The organism is Ligaoa zhengdingensis (assembly GCF_014384885.1).
GTDB classification, from domain to species: Bacteria; Bacillota; Clostridia; order Oscillospirales; family Ruminococcaceae; genus Ligaoa; species Ligaoa zhengdingensis.
The window spans coordinates 49,351-70,747 of record NZ_JACRST010000009.1 but is presented as its reverse complement, the minus strand read 5'-3'; the positions used below and the strand labels follow the sequence as shown (position 1 = coordinate 70,747).

The 21,397-nt window shown below is 59.1% G+C and carries 22 protein-coding genes; 10 read left to right on the top strand and 12 right to left on the bottom strand.

What is annotated here, in order from left to right; genetic code table 11:
• Positions 1-3: 3 nt before the first annotated feature.
• Both H8711_RS07530 and H8711_RS07525 read left to right on the top strand, forming a co-directional pair.
• Positions 4-849 (top strand): AraC family transcriptional regulator, encoded by an 846-nt coding sequence (locus H8711_RS07530; RefSeq protein WP_249282861.1) that lies wholly within the window; start codon positions 4-6, stop codon positions 847-849.
• A 647-nt stretch (positions 850-1,496) separates the two neighbouring features.
• Positions 1,497-3,827: a SpoIIE family protein phosphatase gene (locus H8711_RS07525; RefSeq protein WP_249282860.1), complete on the top strand. Its 2,331-nt coding sequence runs from the start codon at positions 1,497-1,499 to the stop codon at positions 3,825-3,827.
• Between the two features lie 52 nt (positions 3,828-3,879).
• On the opposite strand, the gene H8711_RS07520 is transcribed toward H8711_RS07525, so the two are convergent.
• The 4 genes from H8711_RS07520 to H8711_RS07505 all read right to left on the bottom strand — a co-directional run bounded on the left by H8711_RS07520 (position 3,880) and on the right by H8711_RS07505 (position 7,837).
• Positions 3,880-5,325 carry a potassium transporter TrkG gene (locus H8711_RS07520; protein WP_249282859.1) on the bottom strand — a complete coding sequence of 482 codons (1,446 nt, stop codon included), beginning with the start codon at positions 5,323-5,325 and terminating at the stop codon, positions 3,880-3,882.
• 43 nt (positions 5,326-5,368) lie between these two features.
• Positions 5,369-6,730, bottom strand: a complete 1,362-nt coding sequence (gene trkA / locus H8711_RS07515) for a Trk system potassium transporter TrkA (protein ID WP_249282858.1) — start codon at positions 6,728-6,730, stop codon at positions 5,369-5,371.
• A gap of 203 nt (positions 6,731-6,933) precedes the next feature.
• Positions 6,934-7,272 carry a DUF1622 domain-containing protein gene (locus H8711_RS07510; RefSeq protein ID WP_249282857.1) on the bottom strand — a complete coding sequence of 113 codons (339 nt, stop codon included), beginning with the start codon at positions 7,270-7,272 and terminating at the stop codon, positions 6,934-6,936.
• A gap of 130 nt (positions 7,273-7,402) precedes the next feature.
• Complete coding sequence (locus H8711_RS07505) at positions 7,403-7,837, bottom strand: FMN-binding protein (RefSeq protein ID WP_249282856.1); 435 nt, start codon at positions 7,835-7,837, stop codon at positions 7,403-7,405.
• A 266-nt stretch (positions 7,838-8,103) separates the two neighbouring features.
• Between H8711_RS07505 and H8711_RS07500 the strand changes: the two genes are divergently transcribed.
• The 8 genes from H8711_RS07500 (at position 8,104) to glpK (ending at position 15,378) form a co-directional block, all read left to right on the top strand.
• Positions 8,104-9,210, top strand: a complete 1,107-nt coding sequence (locus H8711_RS07500; RefSeq protein WP_249282855.1) for an FAD:protein FMN transferase — start codon at positions 8,104-8,106, stop codon at positions 9,208-9,210.
• A gap of 137 nt (positions 9,211-9,347) precedes the next feature.
• Positions 9,348-10,661, top strand: coding sequence for an electron transport complex subunit RsxC (gene rsxC, locus H8711_RS07495; protein WP_249282854.1), 1,314 nt, complete (start codon positions 9,348-9,350; stop codon positions 10,659-10,661).
• A 13-nt stretch (positions 10,662-10,674) separates the two neighbouring features.
• Positions 10,675-11,610 (top strand): RnfABCDGE type electron transport complex subunit D, encoded by a 936-nt coding sequence (locus H8711_RS07490; protein ID WP_249282853.1) that lies wholly within the window; start codon positions 10,675-10,677, stop codon positions 11,608-11,610.
• Positions 11,607-12,179 carry an RnfABCDGE type electron transport complex subunit G gene (locus tag H8711_RS07485; protein WP_249282852.1) on the top strand — a complete coding sequence of 191 codons (573 nt, stop codon included), beginning with the start codon at positions 11,607-11,609 and terminating at the stop codon, positions 12,177-12,179. The genes H8711_RS07490 and H8711_RS07485 overlap by 4 nt, the downstream gene beginning before the upstream one ends.
• 1 nt (position 12,180) lies before the next feature.
• A complete protein-coding gene (rsxE, locus tag H8711_RS07480) occupies positions 12,181-12,864 on the top strand; it encodes an electron transport complex subunit RsxE (protein WP_249282851.1) in 684 nt (227 codons plus the stop codon).
• The gene (locus tag H8711_RS07475; protein ID WP_249282850.1) at positions 12,865-13,464 is read left to right on the top strand and encodes an electron transport complex protein RnfA; all 600 of its coding nucleotides are present in this window, start codon (positions 12,865-12,867) and stop codon (positions 13,462-13,464) included.
• 15 nt (positions 13,465-13,479) lie between these two features.
• The gene (locus H8711_RS07470; RefSeq protein WP_249282849.1) at positions 13,480-13,812 is read left to right on the top strand and encodes an RnfABCDGE type electron transport complex subunit B; all 333 of its coding nucleotides are present in this window, start codon (positions 13,480-13,482) and stop codon (positions 13,810-13,812) included.
• 81 nt (positions 13,813-13,893) lie between these two features.
• Complete coding sequence (glpK, locus tag H8711_RS07465) at positions 13,894-15,378, top strand: glycerol kinase GlpK (protein WP_249282848.1); 1,485 nt, start codon at positions 13,894-13,896, stop codon at positions 15,376-15,378.
• Between the two features lie 73 nt (positions 15,379-15,451).
• Here the strand turns inward: glpK and H8711_RS07460 are convergent, their stop codons facing one another.
• The 8 genes from H8711_RS07460 to H8711_RS07430 form a co-directional block, all read right to left on the bottom strand.
• Complete coding sequence (locus H8711_RS07460) at positions 15,452-16,732, bottom strand: L-cysteine desulfidase family protein (protein ID WP_249282847.1); 1,281 nt, start codon at positions 16,730-16,732, stop codon at positions 15,452-15,454.
• A gap of 102 nt (positions 16,733-16,834) precedes the next feature.
• Positions 16,835-17,932 carry a Gfo/Idh/MocA family protein gene (locus H8711_RS07455; RefSeq protein ID WP_249282846.1) on the bottom strand — a complete coding sequence of 366 codons (1,098 nt, stop codon included), beginning with the start codon at positions 17,930-17,932 and terminating at the stop codon, positions 16,835-16,837.
• A 343-nt stretch (positions 17,933-18,275) separates the two neighbouring features.
• Entirely contained in the window at positions 18,276-18,482 is a 207-nt protein-coding gene (locus H8711_RS07450) for a helix-hairpin-helix domain-containing protein (protein WP_249282845.1), read from the bottom strand.
• An 18-nt stretch (positions 18,483-18,500) separates the two neighbouring features.
• Positions 18,501-18,974 (bottom strand): VOC family protein, encoded by a 474-nt coding sequence (locus H8711_RS07445; protein WP_249282844.1) that lies wholly within the window; start codon positions 18,972-18,974, stop codon positions 18,501-18,503.
• Positions 18,975-19,013: 39 nt separating this feature from the next.
• Positions 19,014-19,838: a helix-turn-helix domain-containing protein gene (locus H8711_RS07440; RefSeq protein ID WP_249282843.1), complete on the bottom strand. Its 825-nt coding sequence runs from the start codon at positions 19,836-19,838 to the stop codon at positions 19,014-19,016.
• Positions 19,839-19,858: 20 nt separating this feature from the next.
• The gene (locus H8711_RS14025; protein ID WP_283245885.1) at positions 19,859-19,987 is read right to left on the bottom strand and encodes a hypothetical protein; all 129 of its coding nucleotides are present in this window, start codon (positions 19,985-19,987) and stop codon (positions 19,859-19,861) included.
• Between the two features lie 68 nt (positions 19,988-20,055).
• Positions 20,056-21,054 carry a helix-turn-helix transcriptional regulator gene (locus H8711_RS07435; RefSeq protein WP_249282842.1) on the bottom strand — a complete coding sequence of 333 codons (999 nt, stop codon included), beginning with the start codon at positions 21,052-21,054 and terminating at the stop codon, positions 20,056-20,058.
• Between the two features lie 50 nt (positions 21,055-21,104).
• The gene (locus tag H8711_RS07430) at positions 21,105-21,365 is read right to left on the bottom strand and encodes a DUF1905 domain-containing protein (protein ID WP_249282841.1); all 261 of its coding nucleotides are present in this window, start codon (positions 21,363-21,365) and stop codon (positions 21,105-21,107) included.
• Positions 21,366-21,397: the final 32 nt, after the last annotated feature.

The following is a 21,397-nucleotide window of genomic DNA, read 5'->3' as shown; positions in this document are numbered from 1 at the left end:
TCCATGAAATTGTACGAAAATGGGGTGCTGATTCCATCGGACACCTATCTGCACACCATCAGCGAGAACGCACAGAAATTGTACTTCTATCCGCTGTGCTTGGGGCATTACTTTTGTAACGAGGATTATTTTGTCAACCGCGCCAACTACGACAGCTATCTCATCATATATGTCAAAAAGGGGAGCGGTTGCGTCTATTTGAACGACCGCAAAACACCTCTTGAAGAGGGAGGAGCCGTGCTGCTGGATTGTTACCATCCCCACCGTTATGGCACCGACGTCGGCTGGGAAATCCTGTGGCTGCACTTCGATGGCCTGTTGGCAAAGGACTACTATCAGGCGATCGTTCAAAACGGCAACCAAATCGTCTCTTCTTCGTCCCCTTCCTCCATTCCGCGGAACCTGTTTAAAATCTACGATATGTACCACAGGCTGCACAGGGTGAGTGAACCGGTCATCAACAAATACATCGTCAGCATCCTCACCGATTTCCTCACAGTTCACAAAAACAGCCCGGATAACCAGCCCAACATCATCGAGGAGGTTCTCGCCTACATCACGGAGAATATCAGCCAACCGATCACCCTAGAGCAGCTGGCAAAACGCGCTTCGCTGAGCCCCTTTTATTTCACCCGCCTGTTCAAACGGGAAACCGGCTATACGCCGCACGAATATCTGCTGACCTCGCGTGTCAACATGGCCAAATTCTACTTAAAAACCACATCCCTGCCCGTCAAAGAGATCACTTTCCTCTGCGGATTCTCCAGTGAATGCAATTTTTGTACGGCGTTCAAGCGTGTCACCGGCTTTACACCGCTTTCTTACCGCAGCAAAGCATTAGGTATTTAAATTTATTATAACAAGGTTTCTACTTTTTCCATTCTTCAAACTTGCCCTTTTATTTTGAAAAATTGCTCTTTCATTTTTTGTTCATCTTTTCTGTTGTCAATAAAGTACACTTTATTTTGTATGTATTCAGTGAAAATAACGGCCAATACCCCCAAAATCTCTTCTTGTTTTTGGAATCATTTTTTGTAGATACGACGCATATTTCCATGTTGTAATTAATTTCCCGAAAAACTTTATAAAACCATGTATAGACCGACTTTAAAATATTGCCTTTCTAAAGCAGTATAGCCATACAAAACGAGCCCAGCGCCATTCTATTGTAAATGCGCTGGGCTCATTTTTATCCTTAATTTTTTACCTTACTTGAGGTTGCGAACCGTAACCGCATACGCCAAAATGATATTCTTTTGACGCATCGTCTTTTCCCCCAGCCCTAAACCGTTCGGGTGCAATTTTTATAGCCAAAACGGGGGCAAGCCCGCCTCTCTTCGCTTCCACGCGCATCCCCGCTCTTTTTCGTCACCTTTTGCTGTGGGATTCTGACAGAATCTCGTCTGCAAATTGTAATAAAATGGAAATGAAAAACAGGATTATGCTGCGGCGGGCGGCCGATATCTGCCGTTCGCCGCCGAAATGGAGCGGATCAGATGAAAACAGCACTGGAAAGGACAAGCTTCGGCGGACGGATCAAACAACTGTTTCTGAGCAAAATGGGTTGGATTGAAAGCGGCGTCTGCGCAGCCGTGGCCTTTTTGATGGCAAACGCCTTTCTCTTCAACACCATGGCCCCCTTTGGGGTCAGCTTTGCGGCATCGGTCAAACGCGAACACGGGTTGGCCGCGGCTGCGGGCGCAATTCTGGGATATACCTTTTCGTATAACCCCACCTCCAATGTCAAATACATCATCGCTGTGGTGCTGACACTGGCGGCCAACTGGGTCATCACCGACACCAAGCTGATCAAGCACCGCGGCATCGCCGTGCCGGTTATCACACTGCTGGCCGTGCTCGCCTCCGACTTCGCCGTACTTTCGATCGGCGGGCTGACCCTGTACGATGCGGTGCTCTCCCTGTCTGAGGGCGCACTGGCGGGCGGCGTCACCTTCTTCATCATGCGCACCCTGTCGGTGGCAGACCGCCGGGAAAACCTCGTCGCCATCTCCAAGTCAGATCTCTCCTGCCTCATCATCACCTTTGCGGTGGCGATGATGGCGCTGGGCTCCTTCACAGTCGCAGGCCTCTCGATGGGGCGCGTGGCATCGGTGGTGGTCATCCTGCTGTGCGCCAAATACGGGCAGGAATCCGCAGGCGCGGTGGCGGGTGTGACCGCTGGCGCGGCGATGGGCCTGTTGGGCGGTGAACTCACCTATCTGGCCGCGTCCTACGGCTTCGGCGGACTGGTGGCGGGCATGTTCTCCACCTTCGGCGGCTTTGGCTGTGCGGTGGTGTTCGTCATCGTCAACGGCATCGTGTCGCTGGTGATGGGCGGCCGCACAGAAGTGCTCAGCTCGATGTACGAGGTGTTTGCGGCCAGCGTCATCTTTGTGCTGATCCCCGGCTCCTGGACCGACAAGCTGATGCTGGCGCGGCGCGGCAAGGTGGAGGCGGTGACCCAGACCGCAAAAAACATCATGCTGGGTAAGCTGCACTTCGCCTCCCACGCGCTTTCTGATATTTCGACCACCACCCAGCAGGTCTCGGGCAAGCTGATGGAGATGCAGAATGTGGACATCAGCAGCGTGTACAGCAAGAGTGTGGACACCGCCTGCCGCAAATGCAAGCAGCGCGGAGACTGCTGGGGGAGCAATTTTTCTGAGAGCATGGATAGCCTCAATCACCTAGGCGCCGCCCTCAAGCGCAAGGGCAAAATTTTTGAACAGGATATCGGCGGCCGGTTGGGTGAGGTTTGCGTCCGCAAGCCCGAACTGGCAATCGCTGTCAACGCGGAATACAGCGTCTTCACCCAGCGCCAGGGCAGCCGCCGACGGGTATCCCAGATTCGTGGGGTGGTCACCGACCAGTTCGAGGGCATGGCGATGCTGCTCGACACCCTGGCCGACGACCTGTCGCAGATATACGAGGTGGACAACCGCAAAAACCGCTGCATCGTCGATCTGTTTCAGCGCAACAACACTGAATTGACCTCGGCCTCCAGCTATGAGGACCGGTTCGGGCGGCTATATGTGGAGGTGGACCTGCCCGCCTTCAAGCTGGCGCGGCTGCCGGTGGCCGAAATCACCGCAGAGCTCTCCGATTTGTGCGAAACCACCTTCGACCTGCCGGTGGTGCGCCAGGCCGAGGGCAGCGCGAACCTGCTGTTCGCTGAGAAAGCTGCTTTAAGCGCTGAATACGGCCGGGTACAGATTCCTTACGGCGACAGCAAGCTGTGCGGCGACTGCGGCGATTTCCTGCTGGATAACCGCGGCCGCGCCCACATGATCCTGAGCGACGGCATGGGCAGCGGCGGCAAGGCGGCGATCGATGCGGCCATGACCGTGAGCCTGTTCACCAAGCTGATCGGCGCGGGCTTCGAGTACGACGCCGCCCTCAAGATGGTCAACTCCGCGCTCCTGGTCAAATCCAACGAGGAGTCGCTCTCAACGGTGGACATCGCCTGTGTCGATCTCTACACCGGCAAGACCGAGTTTCTCAAGGCCGGTGCAGCTCCCTCCTTTGTGCTGCGGTCCGGCACGGTGGGCAAGGTGGAGTCGATGTCGATGCCAGCCGGCATCCTGCGCGGGGTGGAGTTTGAAAAGTCCACCATGACTCTGCGCGAAGGGGATGTGATTGTGATGATCTCCGACGGGGTGATCCTCACCGGCGTAGAGTGGCTCTATCCCCAGATCAAGCTCTCGCGCGACCGTTCTGCACAGGAGATGGCGCAGGAGATCGCCGAGACCGCCAAGCTGCGCCGCACCGACAGCCACGACGACGACATCACCGTCTCAGTGCTCAAGCTGGGACGCGGCGTATCATAATCAAAATCCCTCCACCCGAATCGGGCGGAGGGATTTTTTGCACTGTATTTCTTTATTTTCTTTTCCAAACCGGGGGCAAAAACAGCATGAGGATCGGGAAAATTTCCAGACGGCCGGCCAGCATATTGAAGCTGAGCAGCAGCTTTCCCGCATCCGAAAAGATTGAGTAGTTGCCGGTGGGGCCCACCAGGCCGATACCTGGCCCGATGTTGTTGATGCAGGCCGCCACCGCCGAAAAGGTGGTGGCGAAGTCGAAATGATCGAGCGATAACAGCAGCACCGATCCCGAAAAGAGCATCATATAGACGATGAAAAAGGTATGGATGGAGTTGAGCGAGCTTTCCTCCACCCGCTTGCCCTCGAATTTAACCGCGACCACCGAGCGCGGCTGGAACAGATGGCGAATCTGTGCCAGGCCCGATTTGACCATGATAACCAGGCGCGCGGTCTTGAGCCCGCCGCCGGTGGAACCCGCGCAGGCGCCAAAAAACATCAACAGCAACAGAATTCCCTGAGAAAACTCAGGCCAGGCGGTGTAGTCCGCGGTGGCGAATCCGGTGGTGGTGATGATCGACGCCACCTGAAAGGAGGCATACCGGAACGCCTGCAGCAGGTTGTCGTACAGGTGCCCGATGTTGAGGGTGATGGCTGCGATGGAGACGGCGATGATGCCGAGGTACCAGTGCAGCTCCTCGCTGCGCAGCGCCCGCAGAAAGCTGCCCGCGATGAGAAAATAAAACACGTTGAAGTTGATGCCAAACAGGATCATAAACACAGTGATGACCCCATCGACATAGGCGCTGTTATAAAAGCCGATGCTCGCATTTTTGATGGCAAAGCCGCCGGTGCCCGCCGTACCGAACGCATTGACCAGGCTGTCGAACACCGGCATGCCGCCCAGACAGAGCAGCAGGACCTCCAGCGCGGTCATGGCGATGTAGATGCCATAGAGGATGCGCGCGGTCAGCCGAATTTGCGAAACCAGCTTGCCCACCGTGGGGCCGGGAACCTCGGCGCGCATCAGGTGCATGCTGTTGCCCTCCGATTTGGGCATCACCGCGAGCACAAAAACCAGCACCCCCATGCCGCCCACCCAATGGGTGAAGCTGCGCCAAAACAACATCCCGTGGGAGAGGGCCTCGACGTCCGTCAGGATGCTCGCACCGGTCGTTGTAAAACCGGATACCGTCTCAAAAAAGCTATCGACGAACGACGGGATTTCCCCACTCAGCCAGAAAGGCAGCGCCCCAAACAGCGAAATCAAAATCCAGGCGAGCGCCACAGTGATAAAGCCGTCGCGCGCATAATAGGTCCGGTTGTGCCGGGGCTCCAAACGGGAAAGCAATGTTCCCAACAACATCAAAACGCCGATCGGCAACAAAAATGCCAGGATGGTATCCTCCCGGTAAAGCAGCGCCACGGCCAGGGGCAAAAGCAGCAGCGCCGCAACGACGTGCATAATCCTGCCCAAGATGGAAAAGATCATTCGATAATTCACAAGAAATACCCACCTGTTGCCATTTTCTTGCGGACAATCCGCATCAAACCGAACGGATATCGCTCAGGTTGCTCAGATAACGGTTGGAGGTCACGATGATGACATTGTCCCCCACCCGGATGGTGTCGTTGCCGCCGGGGATGATCGGGCGGTTGTCCCGCACAATGCAGGCGATGAGCAGGTTATCCAGCGTGGGCAGGTCCTTGAGCGGAATGCCCACCACGCCGGAGCTGTCGTCTTTCACGTGGAATTCCAGCGCTTCCACCTGCTGATCGACCAACTGATAGAGGGTTTCCACGCTGCTGCCGATCGAACTCTGCTTTGCGCGGACATAGCGCACGATCCGGTTGGCCGTGACATATTTGGGGGAGATCACGCTCTCGATCCCCAAGCTGCCCAGCATTCGCATCAAGCTCATGCGGTTGATCTTGGTCACCACGCGGCCGATCCCTCGGGACGCGGCGTACATCGACACGATGATGTTCTCCTCGTCGATGCCGGTGAGGGCAACGAACCCGTCGCAGCTGCCGATTCCCTCCTCCTCCAGCACATCCTGATCGGAGCCGTCCCCGTGGATGACCTCCGCTTTGGGCAGCAGGTCGCTGAGGACGACGCTCCGCGATTCATCCAGCTCGATGATCTTGACATGCATTCCCCGTTCGATCAGGTCCCGGGCCAAATAGTAGCCGATCCGGCCGCCGCCCACGATCATAGCCGAGCGCACCTTGCTTTTAAAGATGCCGATCTGGCGGAAAAAACTTGTGATCTCATTGGGCGCGCCGGTCAGCGAAATTTTGTCCCCTGCGCGCAGCACAAAGCTCCCGTTCGGGATGACGACCTCACCCTCCCGCTGCACGATGCACACCAGGATTTTGACATGATAAGCCGCTGGCAATGCGGACAGCGCCATCCCGTCCAACGGGCTGTCGTTGGGCAGCTTGATTTCCACCAGATCTACCCGCCCGCGCGCGAACGAATCGATCTTGAGCGCCGATGGAAACCGCAAAATCCGGGAAATCTCGTTGGCGGCCTCCATCTCGGGGTTGACCACCATACTGAGTCCCAATTCATCCTTTAAAAACAGTAACTGCTGGGAATATTCCGGGTCGCGCACACGGGCGATGGTGTGCCGTGCGCCGATCTTTTTCGCCACCATACAGCTGAGCAGGTTGAGCTCATCCGACGAGGTGGCCGCGATCAGCAGGTCGGCCTTATTGACGCCAGCCTCCAGCTGCACCGCGCGGCTCGCGCCGTTTCCGTTGATTCCCATGACATCGTAAGCGTTGACCGCATTGTCGATCACCTTCGAGCTGCTGTCGATGATGACGATGCTGTGCCCCTCCTTGGACAACTGCTCCACAAGCGCCTGCCCCACCTTGCCGTCGCCCACAATTACAATCCGCATCTGAAACAGAACCCCCCATTTTTGTACATCCCTACTATAGCACAACCGGACAAGAAAGGGCAATTTTCTGCAAAAAAAAGCAATCCGCACAAAGATAAATTTTTTCTTTGTAGAAAAGCCACAATAAAAAGCGCGCAGACGCGGTTTCCCGCCGCCTTTGCGCGCTCTGTTTTCAACATCCAGCCGCCGCATCCAGCACCCGTTCATTCCTGATGCGGATGCTGTGTCTCCGCCAGCTCCTCATTTTTGATCTCCCAATGGATCAAAACCGTGAGGGCCGCGCGCAGCACAATGATGCCCGCCACCGTAAAAATTTCGGAAAAATCCCGCACCACCACGGTGCGCAGAATCTCGCTGCCCAGCTTGAACTCCAGGCCCATCGCGAGCCCCTTGGCAAGGTTCAGCCTGGTCTGGGGGTCGCGCCGCAGATAGCTGACGGTGCCGCGGATACCGGAAAGGATCACCACGACGACACCCACCAGCTCAAACAGCAGGATAGATACATCCACGACCCGGTTGAGCACCTCGTGCAACAGTTCCAACTTGCTTTTCTTCCCTTCTCCTACAACGGCAAAAGTCTACGCCGTCTAGTTTATCAGATTCCCGAATATTGTCAATATAAGAAAACGGCGGGAAACCTCCCGTTTCCCGCCGTTTGGCCAGATCAATCGTTTAGCGCGTCACGATGGCTGCGTCAGTCTTACCGTTTTTCGCGTTCTTCAGGGCCTCGGTGGCCAGCACTTTGAAGGCGTCGGAGGAGTTGGTCGCGCCCGCGACGGTATCCACCTTCTTTACCTCTTGCTTGTCCACCAGCTGCTGCTCCAGCTCGGAAGAAAACTTCTCGGGATAGGTGCCGGAGACGGGCTCCATCGACTCTTTGTAAGCCGCATCTTCGGACTTGCGGGTCCCTTCCTCGTTCACCGCATCGTAGTCCACCGCCGTAATTTTGCCGCTGGAAACCGTCACCTCGACAAAATCTTTCCAGCCGTGATCGTCAAAGCTGCTATACTCCGCACGATAGGTGCCGTCCTTCATCGAAGAACCGCAGGCGGTCAGAAGCGCCAAAGCAAATACCATAGCCAAAACTGCTGCCAAAATCTTTTTCATACATGTTACCTCCAAACTATTGATCAAAAAGCTTTTCTATTTTATAATAACTCTGCACAAAAGTCAACCGCAAAAATCTGGCGTTTCACCAAGATGTAATACTATACCAAATTAATCCAGTTTTCTTTTCTTTTATTATAATCCTTTGTCTCCATTTTGTCAATTACCTGCGTTCGAAAATTATTGTATGCGTCCGCCCCTGGTCTATGCATTGTGGCCGCAAAAAAGGCAAAGGTAAAACCAAACAGCAAAAAGGAAGTGTCTTCATGGAACAGCGCCGGCGCAACCTCGTCCTAGTTTTGATTCTAATCGCAGCGGTGTGCCTGTTTGTGGGCCTCACGCTTTCGCGGCGGGAAACCCACGCGGAACGCGTCGATTTTTTGATGGATACCTTTGTGGAACAGCGGATCACGGGACCGAACGCAGAAAAAACCGGAGAAAAAGCCTATCAGGCGCTCCGCGATTTTGACGAGGCGCTCTCGCTTTACAACGCGGAATCGCAGATCAGCCGGATCAATGCGGCCGCCGGCCGGGAGCCGGTCGTTGTGGAGCAGATGGTCTACGATCTGTTGAAGCGCGCACGCGACCTCTCGGAGCAGTCCTACGGCGCGTTTGACTTCACCATCGCTCCGGTGACAACCCTGTGGCACGAGGCCAAGGCGGAGGGGCGGCCGCCGGAAAACGACGCCGTCGCCCAACGGCTGGCGCTGGTGGATTACCGCAGGGTGCGCTTTGACGACGCGGCCCGCAGCGTAATGCTGGAGGAGGCCGGCATGGCCATCGACCTCGGCGGCATCGCCAAGGGGTATGCCTGCGACATCGTGCGCCAGATCTATCGCGAATCCGGCGTATCCACGGCGCTGGTATCGATCGGCGGCAATGTCTACACCTACCGTGCCCCCAAAGGCGAACAGACCTACCACGTCGGCATCCGCAACCCGCTCGGGGACTCCGCCGACCCGATGATGAGGCTGAACATCACCGAAGAAGTGATTGCGACCTCGGGCGCTTACGAGCGTTTTTTCGAGTATGAAGGGGTGTCTTATCACCACATCCTGTCCACCCAGACCGGCCAACCGGCGGAAACCGACCTGTTGGCGGCTGTGGCGATCTCCCCGGACGGCGCGCTGGCCGATTTTCTCTCGACCACTTTTTTTGTGCTCGGACGCGATGCGGTTCTGGAAGCGATTGCACAGGAGGAGACGCTGCTCGCGCAGGGAGAGCAGCCACAGTTCCGCGTGATTGCAGTGGACCGGGATCACAAGATTTATGTCTCCCCCTCCCTGCGCGGCCAGGTGGAGCTGTTGGAGCCGGAGCAATTCCAGATTGTGGAGCTTTCCGGCGATGAAATCAAAAAAATAACAACAGATTGAATGAAAACGGCGGATGGTTGGATATCCTATGGGATGAAACCGAATTCTGACATCCGTTGTTTTCTGAGCGCACAGGGCTCGGACTGACACTTCTATGGGTCGGTCCGGGCCTTACTTTTTTGTTTGGAGGTTTTCCCGTGAGTCTTTCCAAAACGAGATTGCTGCACGGCGTGCGGCTGGCGCACCAGAAAAACACCGCGCAGTCATCCACCGTGATTCTTCCCACACCCAAGCGGGTGACCCTGCCGATGCGCCAGCACCTGGGTGTCCCCTGCCAGTGCACCGTTTCTCCAGGGGAAGCGGTTGGCCGCGGCCAGCCGGTCGGTCAGTGCCCCAACGAGGCGAGCTTTTGTTCCCCCGTCCACGCCAGCGTGTCGGGGACTGTCAAATCAATCGAGACGATCGACGACCCATGGGGCGGACAATGCGAAGCGGTGGTGATCGACAGCGACGGCAAGCAGACCCCGTGGGACGGCCTCGCAAAACCGTCGGTCGCCTCACGCGAGGAGTTCATCACGGCGGTAAAAAACTCGGGCGCTGTGGGGCTGGGCGGCGCGGGCTTCCCCACCTGGGTCAAGCTCAACCTGAAAAACGGCCAGCGCGCCGAGCTTTTGTTGGTCAACGCGGCGGAGTGCGAGCCGTACATCACCTCGGATTACCGCGAGATGCTTGAAAACACCGATGACATCGAGGCCGGCATCCAAGCGGTCAAGACCTGGCTGGGCATCCCGCGCGTGATCGTGGCGATCGAGGACAACAAACCAGAGGCGATCGAGCGGATGAGACAGCGCGCAACCGGGACCAACGCCTTCGAGGTGTTTTCCCTGAAATCGCGCTACCCGCGCGGCGCGGAGAAGGTCGTCCTGCACGACGCGGCGGGACTCGTCATCCCCGAGGGCAAGCTGCCCATCGATGTGGGCGCGCTGGTGATGAACGTGGCCACAGTGGGCTTTTTGGGGCGCTACCTGCGCACCGGGATGCCGTTGGTGTCCCGCCGGGTGACGGTGGACGGCGGCGCGGTGTGCAAACCGCAGAACCTGCTGGTTCCGATCGGGACCCCGCTCAGCGCGCTCGCCGATTTCTGCCAGGTGGACAGCAAAGCGGCACGGATGGCGATAATGGGCGGCCCGATGATGGGCGTCGCGGTGGAAAGTCTCGATCAGCCGGTGCTTAAGAACAACAACGCCGTGTTATTTTTCGACGAGAAGCAGGCGCGTCTGCCCGAGACCACCCTCTGCATCCGCTGTGGCAAGTGCCTTGCGGTCTGCCCCGTGCGCCTCGCCCCCGCCGCGCTCGAACGCGCTTATGAGGCGCAGGACCCCGACCGGTTGCGGCGGCTCAAGGTCAACCTGTGCATCGAATGCGGGTGCTGCGCCTACGTCTGCCCCGCCCGCCGGCCCCTGGTGCAGGCCAACCGCGCCTCCAAGGCGCTGATTAAAAACAAACGATAGAGGGTTTTGCCGAATGTCTAAAAAACTCATAACCTCCCCGTCGCCGCATATCCGCGGGCGGCGCACCACCCAAAACCTGATGGGCGACGTGGTGATCGCACTGCTGCCCGCGCTGGCTGCTGCCTGCTACCTCTTTGGCGCGCGGGCGCTGCTGCTCTCGGCGGTGTGCGTCTTCTCCTGCGTGTTCTTTGAGTGGACGCTCTGCCGCCTGCTCAAAATGGACAGCGCCATCGGCGATCTCTCCGCCGTGGTGACCGGCCTGCTGCTCGCCTTCAACCTGCCCGCCGCCCTGCCCCTGTGGATGGCGGTGATCGGCTCGTTCACCGCCATTGTGGTGGTGAAGGGGCTGTTCGGCGGCATCGGGCAGAACTTTGCCAACCCGGCCATCGTGGCTCGCATTGTGCTGTTCGTCTCCTTCTCATCGGCGATGACCACTTGGGTAAAGCCGTTCTCCTACCAATACCCCACCGCCGACGTGATTACCACTGCGACTCCGCTGGCTCTGATGCGCAACGGGCGTTGGACCGAGTACGCCGACCTGTTCTGGGGGACAACCGGCGGCTGCCTGGGCGAGACCTGCGCCGCAGCGCTGCTGTTGGGCGGCGTTTACCTCGTGATCCGCCGCGTTATCAGTCCGTTGGTGCCGCTGGTCTACCTGGGTACGGTAGCGCTGGGCGCGTTTCTCGGCGGGCAGGACGTGCTGTTTCACCTGCTGAGCGGCGGCCTCATGCTGGGCGCGATTTTTATGGCGACCGACTACACCACCTCCCCGACCACCACCTGGGGACGGGTGCTGTTCGCATTCGGCTGCGGCGCAATCACCATTCTCATCCGACTGTTCGGTTCCTACGCCGAGGGCGTCTCGTTCGCCATCCTGTTTATGAACCTGTTGACCCCTTATCTGGAAAAGGCGACCCTGCCCCGCGTGATCGGAGGTGCCACCGAATGAATGAAACAAACAAACAGTCCTCTATTTTTGCGCCGATCGCGGCGCTTGGGCTCACCTGCCTGATCGTCACCGCGCTGCTGGCGGTCACCAACTTTTTCACCGCCCCAGTCATCGCGGAACAGAGCGGAAATAAAGCCAACGCCGCACGCCTGCTGGTACTACCCGAAGGGGACGACTTCTCGTTGATCGACCTGCCGGAGGGCGCGGCGGAAAGCGGCGTCACCGAGATAGCCCGGGCGGGCAACGGCGCGGGGTACACCGTCACGGTGGTGACCCCCGGTTACCACGGCGATATCACCGCGATGTTCGGCATCGGCCCGGACGGAAAAATCAGCGGTGTGGAGGTGCTGGAGCACACCGAGACGCAGGGTCTGGGCGAGCGCATCGTCACGCCGGAATTCCGGCAGCAGTTCACCGGCAAGAGCGGGGTGCTCAACCTGGTCAAGGGCGGCGCCAACACCGAACAGGATATCGAGGCGCTCGCGGGCGCGACCGTCTCGTCCACCGCAATGACCAACGCTGCAAACGCCGCACTGGCGGCCTACGAACAGAGCAAGGAGGTATCGTGATATGGAGCAAACGGCCGGCGATAAACGCCTTTCCGTTTTATTAAACGGCATCCTCCGCGAAAATCCTGTGATGGTGCTGCTGCTGGGCACCTGCCCCTCCCTGGCGGTCACCACCTCCGTGACCAATGCCATCGGCATGGGGCTTGCCACCACCTTTGTTCTGCTGGGTTCCAACGTGGTGATTTCGCTCATCAAAAAGCTGATCCCCTCCTCGGTGCGCATCCCCTGCTACATCGTTGTGATCGCGGGCTTTGTCACCATCATCAAACAACTGATGATGGCCTACCTCCAGCCGCTCTACCTCGCGTTGGGGGTCTATCTCGACCTGATCGTGGTCAACTGCATCCTGCTGGGGCGCGCGGAGGCGTTCGCTAGCCGCAACACCGTGGGGCTCTCCTTCCTAGACGGGCTCGGCATGGGGCTGGGCTTCACCCTCTCGCTCTTTGCCATCGGCAGCATCCGCGAGTTATTGGGCAACGGCTCCTGGTTCGGGGTGGAGCTCACCGCGGGCGTGATCGAGCCGATGGGCATCTTCGCCGCGCCCGCCGGCGGGTTCTTCGTCTACGGTATTTTGATTGCACTGGTGGGCATTCTGCTGCGCCGAGACGGCCGTAAGCCGCGCAAATCGTTCGGTTGCGGCGACTGCCCCTCCGCCAAAGACTGCAAGGGAAAGGAGGGCGCATAAATGGAGCTGGCGCGAGAACTTAGCATCGTGCTGTTCAGCGCGATTTTGGTGGACAACTTTGTGTTGACCCGTTTTATGGGCATCTGCCCGTTCCTGGGCGTCTCCAAAAAGGTGGGACCCGCCTTCGGCATGAGCTGCGCGGTTATCTTCGTGATGGTCGCAGCCACTGCCGTGACCTATCCCATCTACACCTATCTGCTAGAACCAAACGGGCTCGCGTACCTCGACACCCTCACCTTCATCCTGGTGATCGCCGCTTTCGTGCAGTTGGTTGAGCTGGTATTGGGCCGCTTTTTGCCCTCGCTGCACCGCACGCTGGGCATCTACCTGCCGCTCATCACCACCAACTGTGCGGTGCTGGGCGTCACCCTGCTCAATATCCAGGAGGGTTACGGCTACCTCACCGCGCTCGCGCACGCCCTGGGCGCCGGGCTCGGTTTCCTGCTGGCGATGCTGCTGTTCGCCGGGGTGCGCATCCGCCTGGAGAACAGCCGGGTGCTCGAAGCCTTCCAGGGTCTTCCCATCACGCTGATCTCAGCATCGATCGTGGCGCTGTCCTTCCTCGGCTTCGGCGGGGTGGTGGACGGCATTTTCCGATAACAAGGAGGCGCTTTTATGCTCGAACAAATCTGGTTTCCGGTCGCCCTGCTCACCGCCATCGGCGTTGCGGCCGGCCTGCTGCTGGCGCTGGCCAGCCGCTTTTTGACCATTCCTGTGGGCAAAAAGGTGGAGGAGGCGCGCTCGTTTCTGCCGGGAATCAACTGCGGGGCCTGCGGTTACCCCGGCTGCGACCAATACGCCAAAGCGGTGGTTGAGGAGGGCGCGGCCCCCAACCGCTGCGTCCCAGGGCGGGAAGCCACCGCGCGGAAGCTCTGCGACCTGATGGGGGTGCCGTTTGAGGGCATGGCCGCCCGCAAAAAGCCGCCCCAGCGCCCGCAAAAAAGCTGACCGGGCTTTGCAATCCGCCCGCCTTTGCTCTATAATAAAACGTGTAATCACCCGTTCATTTTGAGAGAGGAGCGTTAACCGATGGGAACCTATGTCTTGGCGCTGGATCAGGGAACCACCAGCTCCCGCGCAATTCTGTTCGACCGCGAACAGAACATCGTGGGCATCGCGCAGAAGGAATTCACGCAGTATTACCCATGCGAGGGGTGGGTGGAGCACGACCCCATGGAGATTTTTTCTTCCCAGTACGCGGTGATGATGGAGGTGATCGCCCAAAGCGGCATCCGCGTGGAGGAGATCGCCGCCATCGGCATCACCAACCAGCGCGAGACCACCATCCTGTGGGATAAGGCCACCGGACGGCCGATTTATAACGCGATTGTCTGGCAATGCCGCCGCACCGCACCGTTGGTGGACCAACTGGTGGCGGATGGGTTCGGCGATGCCATCCGTGAGGCCACGGGGCTGATTCCCGACGCCTACTTCTCCGGCACCAAAATCAGGTGGATTCTCGACCACGTGGAGGGCGCGCGGGAACGCGCCCGGCGCGGCGAAATCCTGTTTGGCACGGTGGATACCTGGCTGATCTGGAAGCTGACCGGAGGAAAGGTTCATGTGACCGATTACACCAACGCCTCGCGCACCATGATCTACAACATCCACACCCTCGACTGGGACGACCGGCTGCTCGCGGCGCTGGACATCCCCCGTCAGATGCTGCCCGAGGTACATAACAGCAGCGAAGTGTACGGCACCACCACCATCCAGGGGGTGCCGGTGCCGATCGCGGGCATCGCAGGCGACCAACAGGCCGCCCTGTTTGGCCAGACCTGCTTTGCAAAGGGCGAGGCCAAAAACACCTATGGCACCGGCTGTTTCCTGTTGATGAACACCGGGGATACCCCCTGCCGCAGCGAAAACGGCCTGCTCACCACCATCGCCATCGGGCTGAACGGCAAGGTGCAGTATGCGCTGGAGGGCAGCGTGTTTGTGGGCGGCGCGGTCATCCAGTGGCTGCGCGACGAGCTTCGGTTTATCACCGAAAGCCGCGACGCGGAATACTACGCCCGCAAGGTGGAGGACACCGGCGGGGTCTATCTGGTTCCCGCCTTCACCGGGCTGGGCGCGCCCTACTGGGATATGTACGCGCGCGGCTGCCTGGTGGGGCTCACGCGCGGCACCCGGCGGGAGCATATCATCCGCGCTGCGCAGGAGTCGATCGCCTACCAGAGCTTCGACCTGGTGGCTGCGATGGAAAAAGACACCGGTGTGACTCTCACCGAGCTCAACGTGGATGGCGGGGCCAGCCGCGACAGTTTCTTGATGCAGTTCCAGGCGGATATCCTGGGCAAGCGCGTCCGCCGGCCGATGATCCGCGAGACCACAGCGCTGGGAGCGGCCTATCTGGCCGGGCTGGCCACGGGCGTGTGGAGCGGGCCTGACGAAATCAAGCGGCTGTGGAGCTGCGACGTCACCTTCTCTCCGGATATGGACGCGGAGCGCCGTGAGGCGCTGCTGAGCGGCTGGCATAAGGCGGTCGGCCGCAGCCTCGGCTGGGCGCGCTGACCGGATTTTAAGACGCACAAAGGGCGGATCCCCGTTTGCTTCGGGAATCCGCCCTTTTCTCTCTTCCGATGGCTCACCGGTCGATCATAATCTTGAGAATTTCCTCGTCGGTCACCTGCATCCCGTCCTTGGCGAGGCGGGACACGCTGTCGATGGTGTCCTCCACCCCCGCCTTCACAATCCCCTCGCCGGGGCGGAAACGGCGCTTCTGCATGGTCATGTAGCAGGCGAGCAGCGCCGCGTCCACGCTGGAGGCGATTTTGGCCGCGCAGCTCGGCTTCGCGCCGTCGCACACGATGCCCGATACGTTGGCCAGGGTGCTGGTGATCGTCTCGGAGATCTCCTCCACCCCGCCGCCGTAGAGATAAGTGACGCCCGCGCCCGCGCCCGCCGCCGCGCTCACCGCGCCGCAGTAGGCCGAGAGTCGGCCGATTTTGGCCTTCTGATGAATCGCCACCAGGTTGCTGACGCACAGCGCCCGGTAAAGCCGGTCGGTGGTGACGCACAGCTCCTTGGCGTATTCGATGACCGGCAGAGATACGGTCATGCCCTGGTTGCCGCTGCCCGAATTGATGACCACCGGCATCTCACACCCGCTCATGCGCGCATCCGACCCGGCGGCAGCCGCCGCCTTGGCGCGGGTCTTCACATCGTCCCCGTACACGCTCAGCAGGGTGATGCCGATGTTCGCCCCGTAGATGCGGTGCAGCCCCTCGTCGGAGATGGCTGTGTTGTACGCCACCTGCTTGGCCAATACGTCGCGCACGTCGTCCACGTCCACGGTATTGGCGAATTCCACGATGTCCGCGATGTTCAGGCAGTCGCGGCTGGTGGCGGCCTCCTCTTCTTCGCTCTCAGAATGGGGGATATCGAGGATCACCTCCCCGTTTTTCTCGATGTGCACGATGCCGGTGTGGGTGTGGATGATCTCCACCATCGCGCTGTCACCGCCCCGGTACACGCGGACGACGATGTGCAGCTTGGCCCTGGTTTCGAGTAGCTTCTCCTCGCACACCCCGGCGTCGATCATCGCCTTGGCGCGGTCGAGGTGCTCCTGTGTGACGTTGCTGAGCACCTCCAGCTGCCTGCTCGCGTCGCCGCCCACCACGCCGATAATCGCGGCCGCCTCGATGCCGCGCAGGTCCTTGGTGGTCGGCACCACCACGCCCTTGACATTTTTGACGATGTTGCCGCTGCATTCGGCCACGATCCGTTCGGGCATGCCGCCGAGCACCTCGCGCGCTTTTGCCGCCGCATAGGCGATCGCAATCGGTTCGGTGCACCCCAGGGCCGGGATCAATTCCTCCCGCAAAATATTGACGTATCGCTCATAGATTTCTCTGGTCAAGGCCATCGCTCCGCGCCTCCGTTCCAATTGAATGTTGCAATTCTGGTTATTCCCATTGTAGAACAGCCGCCGTCGCAGCGGCAAGTTCTAATGTTACAAAGTATCGCTTTATCGCTTGTGCAGCGCGCTGTGCCACGCCTGCGGCTGTGCCGCCTGCTCCCGGCCGGTGGCGATCGCCTGATCCATCAGCAGCGCCAGATAGGCATCCTGAAGCGACTCGCACAGCGGGTAGCACTCCGCACCGCCGCGCACGTAGCGCCCCATCTCCAACATCCGCTGCGCCGTGGCGATCTCGTCGTCATTCAGCCGCGCCATCTTTTCCGCAAAGGGGTTTTGGTAGACGAACCGCTCCCCCAGCAGGATACCCCGGTGACAGTAGCCCTCCAGGTTACCGTCGCGCCCCAGATCCACACGGTGCAGGGACAGGGTGACGGGAAGATTCTCCTCGTTTAAAAAATTTACGGTATTGTCGCAGATTTCGCCCCGGCTGCCCCACACCTGCATGTGGCGGGTGTGGATATAGTTGAAGTATTGATCGTTGCAAAAATCATAAAACGCGGTCTTGCCGCCCTCGAACCGGAAAGTGGCGACCTTGCGGTTGCCCTTGTCGTTGACCGCGCCGGAGGCGTCCATGCCGCTGCGGCCGCAGGTCGCTGTGACCGGGAAATGGTAAAGGCGCGCATCCACCGCGCAGGGCTCGTCCTGCACGCCGAGCAACAGCCGGATGTTGCTGACCGCGTGGTAATCGTGCAGCATGGAGATGCGCAAGCTGTGCACCTCGCCCAGCAGCCCGCTGCGCACCACCTCGCGAACCGCCGCCTGGTAGGGGAACAGGTGGCAGTGCTCGAACACCTGAACCCGCGCGTCGTACCGCTGCTTTAGTTCCCACAGGCGGGTGAGCTCCTCCAGGCCGTTGGCGGCGGGGGTCTCGGTGAGCACAGGCACCCCGCGCGGGTAGAGCAGCTCGCTGTAGGCGAGCGCCGCGCCGCGCACGCACAGGATCACATAGTCCGGATTTTGCGCCAGAAACTTGTCCAGATCGGTGAAAGCCTTGCCAGGCCGCTCCTGCGCGAAGCGGCTAGCCTTTTCGCTGTTGCGAAAGAGCATCCCCGTCAGCTCAAAGATATCCGGCAGCGCGTCGATCACCCGCAAATAAAAGCCGGTGCGCCATCCGTTGCCGATGATGCCGACCCGTATTCTCTCCATTTTGCATCCCTCCATCGACTCTATTATATCGAATTTTGCAGCGGTTGAACATAGGAATCTTTTGAACACAAAGTTTCATGCACCAGTGCGCACCACGAAATTTATCAAAAGTTGCGTGCATGGAGTTTTTTGTGCATGTGAGCCGTCCCCAACCCACGCACTTTACTCTGACGGCCGTGCCGTCAGAGAGGGCATATGGCCATTTTTACTATGTAAAAGTATAGCAAAAATGAAACGGCAGGCGAAATGTCCTGCCGTTTCAAAGTTTACGCCACTATTTTGAAAAAACGCTGTGGTACTCGTGGTTTTTCCAATACCACCAGCGGAGCTTTTCCGGATCGGGCTATTCTGTCTCAGCGAAATAGACCGCGCAGCGAAAGACATAGAGCACACAGCGGTCGACTGCGCATCCCTTGCGGATGCACTCCCGATTGTACATATCCTCGGGGTCGGCCCCGCGCAGCGACGCCACCGATGGATAACCGATCGCAATCAGGTCCTGCTCTATCGATTTGCCCACGCCGGGGATGATCTTGAGATCGGTCTTCACAGCTGTCTGCACCTCGCTTTACCGTTTACTTTGCTCTTCCACCATGCGGACAAACTCAAGCGGGAACATGGTGCGCTCAGCGACCTGTTCGGCGGGCATCCCTTCGCGCAGCAGACGGCCTACCACACAGTCCATCGGCTCCCCCACCTCGATGATGTGGCCGTCCGGGTCATAAAACCGCACCACCCGCTGGCCCCACGGCTGCTCCAGCAACGGATGCACATACTGAATGCCGCCCATCTGCTCCAGGCTTTTGACAAATTCGTCGATCTTTTCCTCCTCAAAGTAAAGCTCCGCATTGTGGGAACGCTTCACTTCTGTGGCCGGGTCGAGCCCCAGCATTTGAGTAAACCTCGCCTGAAGCACCGGCCCGCCCTCAAACGTGAGGTTGGCGCCGAAATCCTGAATCACTTTGCGCCCCAGAACCGTCTCATAAAACTGCCGCGAACGGGCCATATCCGTCACCGACAACAAAAATCCTTCTAATTTCATTTCAATCGCCCCTTTCTCTTTGGTTTCCCCCATCATACCTCAGAATTTGAGCGCTTCATTGTAAAAACCGGACATCCCTTCGAGGTATTGCCGCGGGGTTACCCCGCACACCGCCTTAAATTCGCGGATAAAGTGCGACTGATCGTAAAAGCCCGACTCCTGCGCAAGCGTAGTCAGGGCGACTTCGCGCCGCTGCATCCGCTGGATTGCGCCGTTGATGCGCACCAGACGCAGAAAGGTCTTTGCACTCACCCCGACATGATCCCGGAACATCCGGTTGACCTGCCGCTCGCTGTATCCCGCGAGAGCCGCCAGGTGAGCCACTGTGAGCTGCCCGCCCGCGCCGCGGCCGTGCGCCATCGCCGCACAGAGGGGCGCTGGAAGGCCGTCCGGCGGCAGCCGCCTGAGCAGGAGCTGTTCTACAAGACACACCCAGGCGTCGAGATCCTCCGCCCGCTCATAGGCCTCCGCCACTGCCCGCTCCAGCCCGCGGTCCACGTCGGAGAGGGCCGGCCGCAGATCGGTGAGCTCGGCCGGGCCGGCGCAGAGAAACCGCCCCAGCCCGCCGGGCAGGAACTCCACAAACAGGCGCAGCGGGTTCACATCCAGGTCGTTGTTGACCACCACCGTCCGGGTTGTAGCTCCGTAGACGGTTCCCTGCAAGCCGTTTGAGGTCGGACCAAAAATCAGGCATCCGCTGGCGTCCGGCACCAAGGCGAGGGTATCGGTTCGCGCCTCTCCTCCCGCCATGGTGATGGTGTAATGGGCGACGTATGGTTGCAGCAGCGGGTGCGGCCGGATGTAGAGATGGGACGCGGTGCGCCCCATTTCGTTGAAACAGCGGTTTTGAAATTGCAGCCGCATCCCGCACCCCCTCTGCGCGGTCACGCCGCGCTCAATTCCTCCAGGTCGTCCAGAGCCTCCTGCTCGGTGTCGGCGGAGAACAGAAAACGTCCCGCCGCATCGAACACTTCCACATGCCCCTTTACCCACTTGATTCTGAACTCCTTCATGACCGACACTTCCTTTCGTTTTGGTATCTCTACTATACCGCAGAAAGTGTCCCATAAGAAGGACTATATCATCCGACCGGCGCGCCCTGCTGGTACTGCCCCAGCACGGCCTGCGCCTGCTGCCGCAGCTGATCGATCACACTGTCCGGCGACAGCACCGTGACGTCTGCGCCGAAGGCGAACAGCCAAGAAAGAAATTGTGGGCTGACCGCCACCTGCAGGTTGATGACAAAATGCTCTGGGCCGCTGCGGGTCATGGGGATATCCCGCCCGAACCGGTCGATCACCACGCCAGCCAGCCGGTTGGCAAAGCGCAAGCGCACGGTTTCCTCGCGCCCATTGAACATGCCGAACATCTTTTTGGAGTAAACAGCCATATCGAAGCACTCAAAATGCTCCTGCCCGTCCCGGTTTTCTTTGGTGACCGAGATGTCCTGCATCTTGTCCACACGGTAGTGGCGAATGCTGTTCCGCTTGCTGTCAAACCCGATCATATAGTAATTCTCGTCGTCCCAGGTGAGCGCCCACGGGCTGATGCGGTAGAGCTTTCCATCGTGCCGCAGGCGCTTTTTGCCCTCGCAGGTCCACTCGAAGTAATGGAAGGTGATCTTTTTCCCCGCAGAGATGGCGGAATGGACCTTGTCTACATTGTAGTAGATGCTCTCGTTCATCGTCTTGATCCGATTCGCCACGTACACCTGCCGCTGAAGTGTGCGCGCCTGGTGGACGCTCGCCAGCCCCTCCACTTTTTTGATGAGCTCCTCCGATTTACGGTGGGTGATAAATCTGGAAGACTGCACCGCATCGACGAGCAGCTTGAGCTCCGCGAGCTGAAAGGGCCGTTCCCCCACGTAACAGCCCCGACGGCGGTTCCGGACGATGTCCAAGCCGAACAATTCGAGCGCCTCCAGGTCGGCATAGATGCTCTTGCGCTCTGCCGGGACGCCGTACCCTTCCAGTGCCGAAATCAACTCGGCCGTGGTCATCGGATGCTCTTCGTCGGTGCGCTCCATTAAAATTCTCCACAGATACAAAAGTTTGAGCTTTTGGTTCGACTGTTTCGCCATCTTACTCCCTCCTGTGCTGTCAAAGCGCGACCGATGATGTGCCCGCCGCGCTAGTCCCGTTCTTCCACCGTCACAGCCACCCAGTCGCCCGGCTGCTTGCCGATCTTGGCCCGAATCTCCTTGCGGATACCGATGATGTGGCAGGGGGTGCCCATCCGCACCAAACTGCCGTCGTACGGTTCCCCGTCAAAGGTGGCGTGCACCTTGACCCGACCCTTGCCGTACACCGCTTTTACGTCAAAGGGAATTTCCACATAGGCGCCGTCCACATCCGGCACCTTTTTGATCTGCGCTGTAAACTCCCGCTTCATGGCAAAGCCTCCATCTTCTGGTTTAGTCGGCT